Source organism: Natronosalvus sp. KLKA75, assembly GCF_059736265.1.
This window is the reverse complement of the sequence record NZ_CM185522.1, coordinates 1,467,079-1,483,504: the sequence shown is the minus strand read 5'-3', so window position 1 is coordinate 1,483,504 and position 16,426 is coordinate 1,467,079. Positions and strand designations below refer to the sequence as shown.

Genomic DNA, 16,426 nt, shown 5'->3' with positions numbered 1-16,426 from the left:
CGGTTACTCCTGGGCCGTCGTCAACGCCTGAAACGCGATCGTCGGGAATCGCGGCTCGAGCGTGCTCGGGCGGCGACCACCACTCCCTCCCTCGCTCCCGACCGCCTCGTCGATCGACACCCGCTCGAGCAGCCCTCTGTCGGCCAGTTCGTACAGAAACCGCTTGACGGTTCCGCTCGTCAGCGACGACGAGCGGGCAATGTCGTCCGCGAGGGCGCGAATCGACCGACGGTCGGTTTCGTCGTCACACACCTGGATCAGCGCGACGAGCACGCGCTGGCGCGATTCCGGCAGGGCCAGCGCCCGGTCGACGTGGACGCCGCCACCCGGCACGTCCGTCTTCGCGGCCTCGAGGTGGCGGTCGTCGATCGCTTCGGCGCCCGCCTCCGTCGCCAGGTACGCGGCGCCGAACACCGCCGCTAGCGCGTCGTGAGCGTTGCCGTCGGCCCACTCCGCCAGCGACCGGACTGTCTGGTGGTCGAGTGTGCCGGCGGCCAGTCCCGCGGCAGTTCGCTCGGTCACCACGTCGACGAGTTCGTGCTGGCGGTAGGCCGGGACATCGACGACGGACCCGTCCCACCCGGTGGGCGCTCGCCGCCCGACCGGGACGACCGTGGTGCTCTCGTCGACCGCCTCGAGTAACTCCCGAACCCTCGTCACGTCGATCGTTTCCGGTTCGTCATGGTGGTCCACGGCGATCACTGCCCGGCGGTCGGGCCGGGCCAGCCGCGCGGCGAGACGGTCGCGGAGGTCGTCCGTCCCGACGCCGCTGGTCGGAACGGAATCCGTCGAGAGCGACGAGAGGACGGCCTGATAGAAGGCGAACGCACTGGTCGTCCGCCGGGCGTCGACGTAGACGAACCGGATCGCCCGCCGGTCGCTGCCGGCGCGCGTCGTCGTCCCGATCGCTCGAGTCGAATCGCCCAGCTCCGCCGTCAGTGCGGCGAAGAGCGCGGTGATCACGGCCGACGTTCCGGACCCGGCAGGACCGACGACCGCGAACGGTTTCGGCAGAAAGTTGCTGAAGGCGGGTTCGACGGCGTCGAGGAGCGCCTCGAGGGTCGAACCGCGGCCGACGGGCTCACTGCGGTGGACGGTGGGGCTCAGCACCTCCCGGTCGAGGACGAACCCCGAATGCGGCTGGGCGGTTCGCCGACGGGCGATTCGTTCCGCGAGATCCATCAGTTCGCTCCGGACGGCTCGTCCTGGCCTTCGCGGTCCGGTCTGCCCGTCCCGTCTTCGTGGTCAGCTTCGTCCGTCCTGTCTTCGCGGTCCGATCCGCGCACCTCGTCTCGACGGCCCGCCTCGCCCACCTCGTCGACGCCGCCATCCGTCGTCGCACGCGCGACATTTGGAGAGTCCGGAACGAGCGCCGCCTCGAGCACCTCGAGCGGGTGTTTGATCTCGTATCCGGTCCCGTGTTCCATCTGCATCGCACAAGTTGGACACTCGGTGAGACCGGTGTCGCCGTCGGCGCGTTCCATGTGCTCGAACATCTCCTCGCCGATCTGCATCGAGGTCTCGTAGTGCTCTTCCTTCCAGCCGTAGGTGCCCGAAATTCCAGAACAGGACTCGCCCACGTCCTGGGCCTCGACGCCGTCGATGGTCGTCAGCACCTCGATGGCCTGTCCGTCCAGTCCCTGGTTACGGGCGTGACAGGGAGTGTGGTAGGCCAGGTTCGGCACGTCGGCGCGCGTCCCCGCGAGTTCGCCCTCGAGGTCCTCGTGGACGCGGAGGTACTCCAGGCCCTCCCAGGTGTTACTCGAGACGTCGTCGACGCCGTCGATGTCGAACAGTTCGGGGTACTCCTGGCGAAGCGACATCGAACACGAGGTGCAGGAAGCGATCACGTCGGCGCCGTCCTCGATGGCGGCCGCGAGTTCGGGGACGTTGGTGTCGGCGGCCCGGCGGGCGTCGTCGAGCATGCCGTTCGCGAACATCGGCGTCCCCGAACAGCGCTGCTCGGGCACCACGACTTCGTAGCCGAAGTGTTCGTACACCCGTACGAGGGCCTTGCCGACCTCGGGCGTGTTGTAGTTCGAGTAGCAGCCGTGGAAGTAGGCGACCCGCTTTTCGGCGCCGGACTCGCCGCGTTCCTCCCGAGCCGCCTGTGCTCGTTCTCTCGAGGCCTCGTGACCGCCCCGCGCTCGCCACCACTCCCGGAAAGTTTCGGTGGCGAACTCGGGGAACTCGCGTTCGCCCGCGATGCCGAGGACCTTCTCGTTGAATACACTGGTGAGCGTGAGCCCCATTACGAAGTTCGTCAGCCGGGGGACCTTGCTCCCGAGGTGGGCCATCAGCCGGTAGTTCGAGAGCAGACGGTTTCGCCAGTACTCGAGCGAACGCTTGCTCATCCGCTCCTCGACGTACTCCCCGCGAGCGCTGTTGTGCATCTGGGAAAGCGGCACTTCCGAGGGACAGGCGTGGTCACAGCGCATGCAGTTCGAACACTTCATGATCGAGTCGTCGACGTCGTGGTCGGACTGGCGTTTCAGCCGCCACTGCTCCGGCCCCTGGAACTTCGGTCCGGGGAACTCGTCGTCGACTTCCGCGACCGGGCAGTTGGTATCGCAGGTCGAGCACTTGTAGCAGTTGTCCGCCCCCGGCCGGAGGTCCATGTCGTCGGCTTCCGGAAAGACCTCGATGGGGTCGAACTCGTCGTCGCCCGGGACGTGGTCGTCGGTCGGTCGTGTCGCGTCGCTCATGGAATCACCGTCATATTGGTTTGAAATTGGATCCGTCTCTGAATCTGCATGTGCGCCTGAGCCTGGCTCTGAAACTCGTCTCCACCGCAAGTCTCGGTCTCGCTCTCGGTCGCCCGTCGATCCGGCCGCCACTGATCGCACACACTGCTCGAGGGGCCACTCGAGGCTGCGTACGGTCCGTACAGTGCGTCCGGGCCAGCACGCGAACGAACCGCTCGGTTCATCCGCGCACCTCCGATCCAGCCCGGTCGCCCGCGACGAACCCCGTCGCGAGCGAGACGCCGCTGCCGGACTTTTCGGCGGCGAAGTCGTACCCCGAGAGGACGGCACCCGCCGCCCGCAGGTTCGCGAACTCGAGGTCGCCCGCGGCGTCGAGCGGGCGCAACTCGCGGTCGATGGCCACGCCGAAGCGAGCGAACGGGTGGTCGCCGAAGGCGTCGCCGTCGAACCAGTCGTAGCGGTCCGGCGACGCCTCGACGTGGCAGTTGAAGATGGGTTCGAAGACCCGCTCGCGTTCGGATCGAACGCCCTTGCCGACGAGGCCGCCGGTGGCGAGGACGTACTCGTCGGCGCGGTAGGGGACGTCCTGGCCCTTGCGGTCGACGAGGACGTGTTCGATTCGCGTCGAACTCGAGCCACGGTTGCGCTCCGCCGCCTCGTAGTCGACCACCGGGACGCCCGTCGTGACGCGAACGCCAGCGTCCTCGAGCGCGTCGTACAGGCGGTCCTCGAGGCGCATTCCTGGCAGGCTCGGTGGCCCCGAAGGCACCTCGAACACGTCGACGCCGAGGCGCTCCTCGAGGTCCCGGCGGACGGTCGCGTGATTGTCGTCGCCCAGGATTGGCGGGAACCCCACGCGGGACTCGCCCTCGAGCTGGTCGCGGACGATGGCGGCCAACGCGGCCCGCGCGGAGGTCTCGCCGCGGCCGACGTCGACGGCCTCGTCGCGGTCGAGCAGGTGCGCGTACCGGGTCACCTTGGCGTCGTCGCGCCGAATGCCCGGGAACGAGAGGGTGACGCCGCGGGCCTCGAACGGAGCGCCGGTGTCCTCCAGGTGGGCTGCGGCGAGGGGGGCATCGAACTCGGGGAGCGTCTCGAAGCCGACGAGCAGCGCGTCGCTGGGATCGCTCGCGAGCCCGGGCGCGACGCCGGCGGGGTAGCGGGCCGTGGGCTTGATCGCGCCGCTCGAGGTTGGGACGAGCGCGTTTGCGTCCGTGTGCTCGCCTACGTAGGCGTCCCCGACGATCGCGTCGAAGAAGAGCAGCGCCTCGCGAACCGAATCGCCACCCACGCGTTCGTAGGGGTGGCCCTCCGGGAGCGACTCGAGGGCGTCGAAGGGGTCGGCGAGTGGTCCCTTTCCATTAGGCGCGTAGCCGAGCACGTCGATCAGCCCGCTGGCGTGTCGGAGCGTGCTCTGTTTGTAGGTGAGCAGGCGAACCTGGACGCCGCGTTCGGCCGCGGCGAGCGCCGCCGTGGCGCCGGCGAGTCCGCCGCCGATGACGAACACGTCGTCGGTGATGGCCATTTCAACGATCACCTCCCTTCGGATCCTCGCCACGCTGTCGGGAGTCTCGAGGACCGCCGTCGGTCGCGACGCCGCCGGTCGCCTCCCGAGCCGAGTCCGGCCGTCCGCCGTCGAACGCCCCGAAGTCGACCGGCTCGTCGGCTCGAGCCGGATCGCCGTCGGCGTTGAACGTCGTCGCGTGCAGCGCGTAGGTGAGCATCGCCTGGGAGAGCTGTTCGCCCCAGAGCGCGTGGCGCTCGCCCTTCCAGCGCTCCTGGAAGAGTTCGTCGTAGGCGGCTCGTGCCGTCGGCTCGTCGTACTCGGGGTGGAGTTCGTTGGCCATGACGTGACAGCAGAAGCCGCCCTGGCAGTTGCCCATCGACGCCCGGGTCCGGATTCGCACGGCGTTCAGGTCGGAGCCGGATTGCTCGATGGCGTCCTGTATTTCGGCGCGCGTGACGCCCTCGCAGGTGCAGACGACCGGGTTCGGATCGGTGGTTCCGAGCACCTCCTGGGAGCGACTCCCGAGGCGCTGTTTGCTCCGTCGCGCGATCGGCGAACGCAGGCCGAAGTCGTCCATCGCGTCCTCGAGGGTCTCGAGGTTCTCGCTTCCCGGAAGTGGTTCGCTTGCAGTTTCGCAGGTGGCCCGGTGGCCGAGTTTCTCGCAGACGTGATCGGAAATCTGCTCGGCCATCATCCGGTAGGTGGTGAACTTGCCGCCGACGATGCTGGTGATTCCCGAGACGCCGTCGCGTTCGGCGTGATCGAGCAGGAAGAAATCCCGGGTGATGTCCGTGGGGTCTACCGTCCCAGTTCCTGGCGGTTCGTACAGCGGGCGGACCCCCCAGAACGAGCGGATCGTGCGGGCCTCCGAGAGGATCGGCACCAGTTCCGAGAGGGTGTCGATCATCAGGTCGACCTCCCAGCCAGCCTCAGGGTAGTCGTCGGGGTCCTCAACTTCCTCGTCGGTGGTGCCGAGGATGGCGGTCGTCTCGTGGGGCACGACGATGTCGGCGTCGCCTTTCGGTCGACAGCGGTTGATGACCGTGTCGACCTGGCGGACGTTCATGATGGTCATGACGCCCTTCGAGGGGCGGACGGCGACCTCGAGGTCGGCCATCTCGCCGATCTGGCCGGCCCACGCGCCGGTCGCGTTGACGACGTACTCAGCCGTGATCTCCTCGGTGGCGCCGGGCGACCGGTGGGTCCGCTTTCCGGGGCCGGAGTCGTGGCGGACCTCGACGCCGTAGACGTCGTCGCCCTCGCGGAGGAGGTCGATCACTTCGGCGTGGGTTTCGACGCGCGCCCCGTGGAATTCGGCATCGAGAGCGTTGGCCACGCAGAGTCTGAAGGGATCGATCGCACCGTCGGGCACCTGAATCGCTCGCTCGACGTCTTTGGCGAGGTAGGGTTCGATCTCCCGGGCTTCCCGCCCCGAGAGGGCACGTGCGGGGATGTCACACGCCTTGCACCCACGCAGCTTTTCCTGGAAGTAGTCGTCCGGATCCTCCGGGCGCTGGACGAACAGTCCGCCGGTCATCTCGACGCAGTGGCCGGCGATGTCGCGCAGGACCTCGTTCTCCTCGATGCACTCCTTCGCGCTGGCCTGGTCCGACACGGCGTAGCGGCCCCCGCTGTGTAAGAGGCCGTGCATCCGGCCGGTCGTCCCGTGTGTGAGGTTTCCCCGCTCGACGAGCGTCACCTCGAGCCCGCGCATCGCCAGGTCCCGGGCGATGCCACAGCCGGTGGAGCCGCCGCCGACGACGAGTACCTCCGTATCGTATGCCATCCGTTGACTCAACGACGTGGTGACGCGCCATTATTTTATCGGTGGTCAGCCAACACCCATAACAATCACCGTTTTTCCAGATAGTTCGTCGTTGTGTCAGGAGTTTTCGTGGGTCGAACGAGTACAGGCGAGAAACGCCCCTGTAAATTCGTCTACTCGATATTCCTAGGCAGTAATGGTTTCGTTCACAGAGGTTGTCTCGAGAAATACATAAATACCGACTTACATATTGGGCAATGTTTATACCGATCGTTGGTGTTGTTTATCAGTAATACCGGATCGTCGGTAAAGATGTTCGCAACCGAGCGACACAACGGGTGACCACCAATGACAGACACATACGTCGGCGCAGTAGACCAGGGTACGACCGGCACGCGATTCATGGTGTTCGACCACAGCGGCCAGGTCGTCGCCAACGCGTACGAGAAACACGAACAGATCTACCCGGAACCCGGCTGGGTCGAACACGACCCGATGGAGATCTGGGAGAACACCAAATCGGTGATCACGAGCGCACTCGGCCAGGCCGGGATCAGCCCGGACCAGCTCGAGGCCATCGGCGTCACCAACCAGCGCGAGACGACGCTGCTCTGGGACGCCGAATCCGGGAAACCGGTGCACAACGCGCTCGTCTGGCAGGACCGCCGGACGACAAGTCGCGTCGAGCAACTCGAGGAAGACGGTCTGGTCGGAACGATTCGCGAGAAGACCGGCCTCGAGGCCGACGCCTACTTCTCGGCGACGAAAGCCGAGTGGCTCCTCGAGAACGCCGACCCGATCAAGATGGAGCGTACCCGGCCATCGGACATCCAGGACCGCGCGGCCGAGGGCGAGGTCCTCTTCGGGACCATCGACACCTGGCTGATCTACAACCTCACGGGCAACCACATCACCGAAGTCACGAACGCCTCGCGGACGATGCTCTACAACATCCACGACCTCGAGTGGGACGACGAGTTGCTCGAGGAGTTCGACGTGTCCCGGGAGATGCTCCCGGAAGTTCGCCCCTCGAGCGACGAGGACACCTACGGGACGACCGATCCGGACGGCTTCCTCGAGGCCGAGGTCCCAGTCGCGGGCGCGCTCGGCGACCAGCAGGCGGCGCTGTTCGGCCAGACCTGTTTCGACGCCGGCGAGGCCAAGAACACCTACGGGACGGGCTCGTTCTTCCTCATGAACACCGGCGAGGAGGCCGTCGAGTCCGAACACGGCCTGCTCACCACAATTGGCTTCCAGCGCTCGGGCGAACCCGTCCAGTACGCTCTGGAGGGCGCCATCTTCATCACCGGCGCGGCGATCGAGTGGCTCGAGGACATGACGCTGATCGACGACCCGGCCGAGACGGCGGAACTGGCCAGGAGCGTCGATTCGACCGACGGCGTCTACTTCGTCCCCGCGTTCACGGGGCTAGGCGCCCCGCACTGGGACCAGCGCGCCCGCGGCACCATTGTCGGGATGACCCGCGGTACCCGGAAGGAACACGTCGTCCGTGCGACCCTCGAGTCCATCGCCTACCAGACGCGAGACGTCGCCGAGGCGATGGAGGCGGACTCGGGCATCGAGATGCAGGATCTCAAGGTCGACGGCGGCGCGGTCAAGAACAACTACCTCTGCCAGCTCCAGTCGGACATCATCGGCTCGGAGATCTCTCGTCCCGTCGTCGACGAGACGACGGCCCTGGGGTCGGCCTACGCGGCCGGCCTGGCGGTGGGCTACTGGGGCGACGTCGAGGGGCTGCGCGACAACTGGCAGGTCGACCGCGAGTTCACTCCCGAGATGGATCCGGAGAAAGCCGATCGCATGTACAGTCGCTGGAGTGACGCCGTCGAGCGCTCGCTCGGCTGGGCCACCGACGGAGGCGACTGACCATGGTTCTCGGTGAGCTCCTGGAGGCGCTGCTCGACCTCGAGATGCTCATCGCCGCGTTCGGCGGCGGTGCGTTCGGGGCGGCCCTCGGCGCGCTTCCGGCGTTCATCTTCACCGGGTTCATGGTTATCGCGGGCGAGTCGGCGACGCTCGTCAATCCGGATGCCGCGGCGATCACTGGCGATGTCGCGTTCGGCCCGCCGTTCTCTCCGGCAATCAGTTTCGCTGGCGGTGCTGCGGCGACGGCCTACGCCGCTCGCCGGGGCTACATCGACACCGCCTTCGACTTCCACGAGGCGAAGAACATCGCCTACGCTCTCGGGACGAAACCCGACGTCCTCGCCGTGGGCGGCGCCTTCGGCGTCCTCGGGTACGTCCTCCAGGTGACCTCGGCGACGCTCGGGTTGCCCTGGGATCCCATCGCGATGGGGGTCGTCCTCTCGGCGCTGTTTCACCGGCTAATCCTGGGCTACAGCATCATCGGGAAAGTCCGGGGCACTGGCTACTTCGACATGTCGCCGTTCGAGCGCGAGGAGACGCGGGCGATCACCGACGGCGGCGAGGTGGACGCAGGAGCAGAGACGGAGGCGGCGGCCGCCCAGAGTTCGCGTCTCGCCGTCGAACCGTGGCTCCCCCACCAGTACAAGTGGGACCACGTCGCCATGATCGGCCTGGCTGGCGGCCTCCTGGGCGGGTACACGGCGCTCGTCACCGAGAGCCCGTTCCTGGCGTTCGGTATCAGCGCCGCCTCCCTCGTCTTCCTCAACTGCGGCGTCGAGAAGATCCCGGTCACGCACCACATCACGCTCCCGTCCTCGACGGCCGCGCTGGCGGTCGTCGCGAGCGGCGACGCGGTTCTCGCGGGGACCAGCAATGAGGTCGCCCTGATCGTCGCCGCCGTCTTCGGGATCATCTGTGCGCTGTTCGGGGAAGCGTTCCAGCGGGTGTTCTACGCCCACGGCGACACCCACTGGGACCCGCCCGCGGCGGCCATCGTCTTTGGGACGATTCTGATCGCCGTGGCGTACTTCCTCGGCATCTTCCCGACGACGGTCTGGGTCCCGACGCCCTGACCGCTGATCACCACCCCTTCTGGGTTCTACTCACAGCAGCGACCTTCAGTTCGACCCACTCACGCCCGACTCGAGGAGTGATTTTACCTCGGCCCTCGCAGTACCCAGATCGCGGCGGGCACAAGTGCGACCGAAGACCGACTCCTTTAGGCTTCGCCTCGAGCACCTTTCGGTATGACCGCCGACCCGCCGCTCGTCCTCGACATCGACGGCACGCTCACCCGCCCGGAGGGGTGGGGCATCGACCCTCGCATCTTCGATCCGCTGCTCGAGTGGGACGCCCCGGTCGTCGTCGCCACCGGAAAAGCGTTCCCGTATCCTGTCGCCCTCTGTCACTTCGCGGCGCTTCCCGAACTCGTTGTCGCCGAGAACGGCGGCGTCGTCTACACCGGCGAGTCCGTCCACTACACCGCCGACCGCGCCGCGGCCCAGGCCGTCGCGGAGGCCTACCAGGAGGCCGGCTACGACCTCGGCTGGGGGCCCGAGGACACGGTCAACCGCTGGCGCGAGACCGAGGTGGCTGTCAATCGCGAGCAACCCGAAGGACCCCTCCGAGAACTGGCCGCCGAGCACGGCCTCGAGGTCCTCGACACCAGCTACGCCTACCACGTCGTCAATCCGGAGACGAGCAAGGGCCGCGGCGTCGCCCGCCTGGCCGAGCACGTCGGCTTCGCCCTCGAGGACGCGGTGGCCGTCGGTGACTCCGAGAACGACGTCTCGACGTTCGAAGCGGTCGGTCGAAGTTTCGCCGTCGCCAATGCGGACGACGCGGCGAAGGCAGCGGCCGACGAGGTGCTCGAGACGGCTCACGCCGACGGGACGCTGAGCGTGCTCGAGCGGGTACGTGGACATAGCGAGTGACTCGACCGCCGCTCGTAGAAACCGCTGGCACGACACCACACGCCTTTTACTCGCGGGCGTCCAATCGCGTTCCATCATGAGCAATGCCGCGGATTCCGGGGCCGACGCGTCGTCGGAGGACGGCGACGTAGACGTAGACGGGGACGACGGTGGCGGACCGATGCAAGTCGACTCGCCGAACTACCACCACGAGAACCACACCGCTGCCCAGACCTGTGGGTGGACCGCCAACGCCCTCCGCGGCGAGGGCAAGTGCTACAAGAACATCTGGTACGGCATCGAATCGCACCGCTGTATCCAGATGACGCCCGTCGTCCGCTGTAACGAGCGTTGCGTCTTCTGCTGGCGCGACCACAACGGCCACGCCTACGAACTCGAGGGCGTCGAGTGGGACGACCCCGAGGCCGTCGTCGACGCCTCCATCCGCCTCCAGAAGAAGCTCCTCTCGGGCTTCGGCGGCAACGACCAGGTCCCCCGGTCCGTGTTCGAAGAGGCCATGGAACCCCGCCACGTCGCTATCAGCCTCGACGGCGAGCCTTCCTTGTATCCCTATCTCCCGGAACTGCTCGAGGCGTTCCATGACCGAGACGTCACGACGTTCCTCGTCTCGAACGGCACCCGCCCCGAAGTCCTGCGAGAGTGCGACCCAACCCAGCTGTACGTCAGCGTCGACGCCCCCGAGCGTTGGACGTTCGACCAGGTCGTCAAGGCCATGGAGGACGACGCCTGGGAGCGCCTCGTCGAGACGATGGACGTCCTCGCCAAGAAGGACGAGACGCGCACCGTCCTGCGGACGACGCTGATCGACGGCGAGAACATGCGCGACCCGGACTGGTACGCCGCCTTCTACCAGCGGGCCGACCCCGACTTCGTCGAACTCAAAGCGTACATGCACGTCGGGCACTCTCGCGGCCGACTCGACAGGTCCTCAATGCCCGATCACGAGGACGTCGCCGAGTTCGCACGCGAGGTCGCCTCCCACATGCCCGAGTTCACCGAGGTGAAGGAGGTTCCCGCCTCGCGGGTCGCCCTGCTCTCGAAGACTGACGATACGTGGGTCCCGAAGCTGAAGAAGGACAGTGAGTTCTGGGAGCGCGACCCTGTCTCGAGCGGTTGAGTGAAAAGGGGTCCCTTTGACGGCAATTATCACAATTGGTGAACCACCTGTCGGTGACGGGACTCCGCCGTCTCGAACCGGACGATCTACGTCTCCGAATCGGTGTCGTGGGTGGATATCGAAATTGGGACGGACCGATCGATACATACCGATGGAGTCGAAAACGCATTCTCGAAAGGACTCCGGGCCGTCGGAGCGATAAACTGCCGACAACCCCATAACAGTTTTGGAATGCGTGCCACATTCGGTACGCTTATGCCACGGAGGGGCGAAGCGTCGCGTATGCACGAGACCGTATCGACCACCGTCGGGCACGACGAACTTGCCGTGCTCAAACTCCTCGCACTCGACGGGGGTCTCGAGGGCGACATCAAAATCTCCTGTTCGGCCCTCGCGGATCGACTCGAGGCGTCGAACCAGACCGCCTCGCGGCGGCTCCAGCGTCTCGAGAGCGCGGGCTACCTCGAGCGCGACACCGTCGCCGACGGCCAGTGGGTCGTCGTCACCGACGCGGGCGAGGGCGCGCTTCGCACCGAGTACGAGGAGTACAAACGGCTCTTCGAGGCCGACCCCGAGGTCGAACTCGAGGGCGTCGTCACCAGCGGCATGGGCGAGGGCCGCCACTACATCTCGCTGCCCGGCTACAGCCGCCAGTTTTCCGACCGCCTGGGCTACGAGCCGTTCCCCGGGACGCTCAACGTCGAACTCCACGACGAGAGCATGCGACGGCGCCGGGCGATGGCCTCCCTCGAGTCGATTCCGATCAACGGCTGGGAGAACGACGAGCGCACCTATGGCCCCGCGGTCTGTCACCCCGCTACCGTCGAGACGGCCGACGGCGACGTCTACGAGACCGCCCACGCGATCGCCCCCGAACGAACCCACCACGACGAGGATCAACTCGAGTTGATCGCGCCCGCGAAACTTCGCGACGAACTCGACCTCGAGGACGACGACCACGTGATGATCACCGTCGGAGACCGCTAACATGAACGGATCAGACACCACCAACCCCCGCCAGGAACCGCTGACAACTGCCGCGAGCGTCGAATCGGCCCTCGAGCGCCTGCAGGCTGGCGAACCGATCCTCGTCCACGACGCGGCCGACCGCGAAGGCGAGACCGACCTGATCTACCACGCCGACGCCGTCACGCCCGAGGCCGTCTCCCGCCTGCGCAACGACGCCGGCGGCCTCGTCTGCGTCGCGTTCGAGGACGCGGTCGCCGACGCGTTCGACCTCCCGTTCTACGACGACGCCGTCGACCATCCGGCAACGGCCGGCCACGACCTGGGCTACGACGAGCGCTCGTCGTTCTCCGTGACGGTCAACCACCGGGACACCTACACCGGGATCACCGACAACGACCGTTCGCTGACGATCCAGTCGCTCGGCGAGGCCGCCGCTGATCCGGACAAAACCGACTTCGCCGAGGAGTTTCGCGTCCCCGGTCACGTCCACCTGCTTCGGGCGGCCCCCGACCTCCTCGAGCAACGCGAGGGCCACACCGAACTGGGCGTCGCGCTGGCCCTCGAGGCCGACCTGCCGCCCGCCGTCGTCGTCTGTGAGATGCTCGACGACCGGACTGGCGAGGCGCTCGCGCCTGCGGACGCGCGAGCCTACGCCGACCGCCACGGTTTCGTCTATCTCGAGGGGAGCGACGTGCTCGGGTATCTCGACTGATCTCGATATCAGGCGTCTCGATTGCTCTTGAGGTTTAGTTATCTCGACTCCGCTCGAGGCCTTTCTAAGCCTCGAGAGGCCTCGAACACCGCCGGCTGACTCCCCTCAAAAAGAGATGTGCGAGGTCGATGACGGACCGTCGTCGCCGTCTTCGTCGCTCCCGTTTTCGTCCGCCTCTCCGTCGTCCTCGAGGCCGCCCTCGTGGTCGAAGTGATATATCGAATCCGTCAGGTAGACCCGACCGTCCTCGGCGGTCACGTCGATGCCGACGAGTCGCGTGCCGGCGGCTTCGCCGTTGTCACACGCCCCCGAACAGGCGTCGTACATCGAGCCGTGTCGCGGGCAGATGATCTCATCGTCGCGCATCGCGACGCCGCGGCCGACGTCGAGTCGCTGCGGTTCGTGCATACAGCGGTTGATCCACCCCTCGACGCCGTCCTCGCAGGGGACGAGGATCGCCTCCTCGGCTTCGCCGTAGCGGTCGCGAACCGTGAACAGCCACGACCGGGATTCCTGGACCGTCTCGAGCCTCGTGAGTTCCGTCCGACCTGCCATGGGCCGGGCTTCCGGCGCGAGCGACAAAACGTCACCGTTAGGACGCCGGAGCAGCGACGGGAGGTATGGACGTGCCGTGTGTCCGCGTTCGCCCCGAGCACGGCGAGACCGTTCGGAGTCGGCTCGCCGACGCGGACCTGATCGCCGACGAGTTCGAGATCGCCGTCGAGGACGGCTGGCTCTACGTGCCGCTCGACGATTCGGGATCGAGTTCGGACTCGAGCGAACGCCCGGTAGACGCCCTGCTCTCGGATCTCGAGGTCGACTACGCGCTCGTCGGTCGGGACGTACCCGCTCGCGATACACAGACGATGCCCGCGGATCTCCTCGGCTTCGAACCCTCCTACGAACGGCTGGGGGACACCGCGCTCCTCGAGGAGGACGACCCGGAGCGGGCGCGGGAGATCGCCGACGCGATCGTCGCGTCCGACCTCCCGCTCGAGACGGTCCTGAACAAGGCTTCGAAGATCAAGGGCGAGACTCGCGTACGCGACTGGGACGTGGTCGCCGGCGAGGGGACGACCGTCGTCCACCGGGAGTACGGCTGTGAGTTCGCACTCGACCTCGCGACGGTGTACTTCTCGCCGCGTCTCGCCACGGAACGCCACCGGGTCGTCGAGCAGGCGAGCGAGGGCGAGCGCGTCTTCGACATGTTCGCCGGCGTCGGCCCGTTCGTGATTCCGTTTGCCAGACGCGGCGCCGAGTGCGTCGGCGTCGACGTCAACGAGGTCGCGATCGAGTACCTCCGGGAGAACGCCGACCGGAACGGCGTCGCGGATCGGGTGACGGCCATCGACGCCGACGTCCGCGAGGTCGCTCCCGAGTACGAGGACTGGGCCGACCGGATCGTGATGAACCTCCCTCACAGCGCGGACGCATTCCTCGAGTCCGGGGTGACGATTGCCGGTAACGACTGCGTGATTCACTACTACGACATCCAGCACGAGGACGACCCCTTCGGACCGGGAGAGCGAGCGATTCGCGCGGCAGCCGAGCCCGAGTACGAGGTGACCGTCGAGACCCGGCGCGTCGTTCGATCCTACGCCCCTCACGAGCTCAACGTCTGCCTGGACGTGCGCCTCGAGCGGCGGTGAGGCGATGGCCTAGACCCGGTCACAGTGAGCGGATCCCGAGCCTGACTCGAGATGAGAGATCGAGCTCGGCTCGACGAGGTGAGATCGAATCCAACTCGGGCAACAGACTCGATTCGCAATCCTTATGCCGGCTATCGGTCCTACGTAGAAGTGGACGCAGACACCTGCGCCAGTATAGCTCAGCTGGCAGAGCGAATCCTTCGTAAGGATTAGGTCGAGGGTTCAAATCCCTCTACTGGCTCTTTCTATTCGAACGTCAGATCGAACGAGCGACGGGTTCGAATCAGGTGAGCGGTGCCCGTCGCGAGTGAACGTCCGTCACCGTACTATCCGCGGGATCGGAGCCACGCTCTCTTTCGACTCGTCCAGTTGACTCCGCGAGTGTACGGAATATCGAGTTTCGGATTCAACGCTGGAGCCAGCGGTTTCGACCCCTCGAGACGTGAATAAACCCCATGTTAGTATAGCAAATCCATGCATGGTACGACAGAGCGAGCGCGACGAACGGCACGTTCAGAGTAGTCTACGCGGTGTTCTATTCCTCGAAGACGCTGACAGTGTTGGGACGACTGACCACTGCGGGGTCTCGACGATCGATTCTTGGACTCGACGCTCGCCATCTCCTCGAGTCGTAACCGTAGATAGTAGCGCAGTTTCCTGTTATTCGGGTGCGCGCATGAAACTGAAACAGGCGATTCGGCAACTACGTGTGTTACTGTTCGTTCAACGACCCATACAAGTTGAGGATTGTAATGGAAAGTATCGCCCACCCGATGAATGTAAGGATGATTCCTTGACTTTGATAGAATCCGTGACGGCAACAATAGAATCCACCACCAGTTGCCCGCAGAAACTCTCTTAGACCATATGCGATAAATAGACTACCAAGCGTTCCCCCTGCTGAATACTTTGCAATAAGAGTTGCTACTGTCAACACAGCCATTATTTCCAATCACCCAACTGAAGTGATAAGTCTTCTCCCCCGTACTGAACGCGAGTTTCACATCTCACACTGAATAAAGAAGCCGTGCTATAAATTACTGGTAAAAACGCGGTTCCCTGTGTGGCCAAATCGGCCAGTTCAGTACCTACACCGACGCCCGCATCGTCGTCAGATACCCCGCCAGGTCGGTCGTCGTGACGATGCCGACGACGCCCTCGTCCTCGTCGACGACCGGCAGGTGGTGAACCCCGTGTTCGAGCATCACATTCGCCACCTCGGTGATCGGCTGCTGAGGTGAGACGGTCACGACGTCGGTCGTCATGTAGCGCTCGACGGTCGTCTCCGCTTTCGGATAACTCTCAGCGACGATCGTAACGAAGTCGGTCGTAGTCAGGATTCCCTCGAGGCGACCGTCGTCGTCGACGACGACGAGTGAGCTAATGCCGTTCTCGAGTATCGTCTGGCCGGCGTCCTCGACGAGGGTGTCGGGTGCGACCGTTACGAGATCCGAACTCATCAATCTGGCAACGAAAATGTCGTCCATACGTAGTGGTATTGAAGTCCGGCTATAAATATTCTCACGCCATGGGGTGACACCCCGGCCCGCTCGAGCGCGGCCAGCAGGTCATCGACGTGTCAGTCCCAGTGACGCCCCTCCCCTGTCCCCACTTTCCAGCGCATCAAATGTGATGAACGTACCCTCGAGAACTAACCCGCTCGCGGTCCTACGTACCACGATACACGATGGCCGCACCAGAACCGTCCGACTCGAGCGACGACGCGACACAGTCGAGGCGCCCACGCGTCGACGACACGACGGGATACGGCGTCGCGATGACGTTCGTCGCTGGCGTCCTGCTGGCGCTCGCGTACTACGGCTGGCTCGCGATTCAAGGGCCCTACGGACTCGGACAGGCCCTCCCCGAGCCGTTTTACCTGCTTGCGATTGCCCTGCTGTTCGTCGTCGAACTCCTCAACAGCCGCCGAGCCGGGCTGGTCGTCGCCATCGCTCGCGCCATGGCGGTCGCGGCCCTGTACGGTGCCCTGTTCGTCCTCGCGGTCGAGGGCGGTGCCTACATCATGGACGATCCGGCGGTCTTCCTCGAGAACTTCGTCGGCGTCACCGTCGTCGCGATCTCGCTCGTTGCCGCCGCGCTCGTGTACGTGACGTATCTGACGGTGGTCGAGGCGTCGTGAGCCAGAGCGGCCAGTAACCGGCCAGGTCGGGTACAGGTTTA

The 16,426-nt window shown here is 65.7% G+C and carries 14 protein-coding genes and 1 tRNA gene; 9 read left to right on the top strand and 6 right to left on the bottom strand.

Going from position 1 to position 16,426, the window contains the following annotated elements; translation table 11 throughout:
• Positions 1-3 precede the first annotated feature (3 nt).
• The 4 genes from AC6I65_RS07135 to glpA form a co-directional block, all read right to left on the bottom strand.
• Positions 4-1,182, bottom strand: a complete 1,179-nt coding sequence (locus tag AC6I65_RS07135) for a Cdc6/Cdc18 family protein (protein ID WP_497901239.1) — start codon at positions 1,180-1,182, stop codon at positions 4-6.
• Positions 1,182-2,705 carry an anaerobic glycerol-3-phosphate dehydrogenase subunit C gene (locus AC6I65_RS07130; protein ID WP_497901238.1) on the bottom strand — a complete coding sequence of 508 codons (1,524 nt, stop codon included), beginning with the start codon at positions 2,703-2,705 and terminating at the stop codon, positions 1,182-1,184. The genes AC6I65_RS07135 and AC6I65_RS07130 overlap by 1 nt, the downstream gene beginning before the upstream one ends.
• Before the next feature lie 220 nt (positions 2,706-2,925).
• A complete protein-coding gene (glpB, locus tag AC6I65_RS07125) occupies positions 2,926-4,230 on the bottom strand; it encodes a glycerol-3-phosphate dehydrogenase subunit GlpB (RefSeq protein ID WP_497901237.1) in 1,305 nt (434 codons plus the stop codon).
• A 1-nt stretch (position 4,231) separates the two neighbouring features.
• Entirely contained in the window at positions 4,232-5,998 is a 1,767-nt protein-coding gene (glpA, locus tag AC6I65_RS07120; protein ID WP_497901236.1) for an anaerobic glycerol-3-phosphate dehydrogenase subunit GlpA, read from the bottom strand.
• Between the two features lie 327 nt (positions 5,999-6,325).
• On the opposite strand from glpA, the gene glpK reads away from it, so the two are divergent.
• From glpK to ribB, 6 genes are all read left to right on the top strand, one after another.
• Entirely contained in the window at positions 6,326-7,864 is a 1,539-nt protein-coding gene (gene glpK / locus AC6I65_RS07115; protein WP_497901235.1) for a glycerol kinase GlpK, read from the top strand.
• Positions 7,865-7,866: 2 nt separating this feature from the next.
• Entirely contained in the window at positions 7,867-8,937 is a 1,071-nt protein-coding gene (locus AC6I65_RS07110) for a DUF7973 family transport facilitator (protein WP_497901234.1), read from the top strand.
• 174 nt (positions 8,938-9,111) lie between these two features.
• Complete coding sequence (locus tag AC6I65_RS07105; protein WP_497901233.1) at positions 9,112-9,798, top strand: HAD-IIB family hydrolase; 687 nt, start codon at positions 9,112-9,114, stop codon at positions 9,796-9,798.
• A gap of 76 nt (positions 9,799-9,874) precedes the next feature.
• Positions 9,875-10,915 carry a 4-demethylwyosine synthase TYW1 gene (gene twy1 / locus AC6I65_RS07100; RefSeq protein WP_497901232.1) on the top strand — a complete coding sequence of 347 codons (1,041 nt, stop codon included), beginning with the start codon at positions 9,875-9,877 and terminating at the stop codon, positions 10,913-10,915.
• A 282-nt stretch (positions 10,916-11,197) separates the two neighbouring features.
• Positions 11,198-11,902 (top strand): DUF120 domain-containing protein, encoded by a 705-nt coding sequence (locus AC6I65_RS07095; protein WP_497901231.1) that lies wholly within the window; start codon positions 11,198-11,200, stop codon positions 11,900-11,902.
• Position 11,903: 1 nt separating this feature from the next.
• Entirely contained in the window at positions 11,904-12,596 is a 693-nt protein-coding gene (gene ribB, locus AC6I65_RS07090) for a 3,4-dihydroxy-2-butanone-4-phosphate synthase (protein WP_497901230.1), read from the top strand.
• Positions 12,597-12,701: 105 nt separating this feature from the next.
• Here ribB and AC6I65_RS07085 read toward each other — a convergent pair whose 3' ends face one another.
• Positions 12,702-13,151 (bottom strand): Rieske (2Fe-2S) protein, encoded by a 450-nt coding sequence (locus AC6I65_RS07085; protein ID WP_497901229.1) that lies wholly within the window; start codon positions 13,149-13,151, stop codon positions 12,702-12,704.
• Positions 13,152-13,216: 65 nt separating this feature from the next.
• Between AC6I65_RS07085 and AC6I65_RS07080 the strand changes: the two genes are divergently transcribed.
• Together AC6I65_RS07080 and AC6I65_RS07075 are read left to right on the top strand one after the other, a co-directional pair.
• Entirely contained in the window at positions 13,217-14,245 is a 1,029-nt protein-coding gene (locus tag AC6I65_RS07080) for a class I SAM-dependent methyltransferase (RefSeq protein WP_497901228.1), read from the top strand.
• 168 nt (positions 14,246-14,413) lie between these two features.
• Positions 14,414-14,486: transfer RNA gene (locus AC6I65_RS07075), tRNA-Thr, on the top strand.
• Positions 14,487-15,333: 847 nt separating this feature from the next.
• Here the strand turns inward: AC6I65_RS07075 and AC6I65_RS07070 are convergent.
• The gene (locus AC6I65_RS07070; RefSeq protein WP_497901227.1) at positions 15,334-15,732 is read right to left on the bottom strand and encodes a CBS domain-containing protein; all 399 of its coding nucleotides are present in this window, start codon (positions 15,730-15,732) and stop codon (positions 15,334-15,336) included.
• A 200-nt stretch (positions 15,733-15,932) separates the two neighbouring features.
• Between AC6I65_RS07070 and AC6I65_RS07065 the strand changes: the two genes are divergently transcribed.
• Positions 15,933-16,385, top strand: coding sequence for a hypothetical protein (locus tag AC6I65_RS07065; protein ID WP_497901226.1), 453 nt, complete (start codon positions 15,933-15,935; stop codon positions 16,383-16,385).
• The last annotated feature ends 41 nt before the right edge of the window (positions 16,386-16,426 follow it).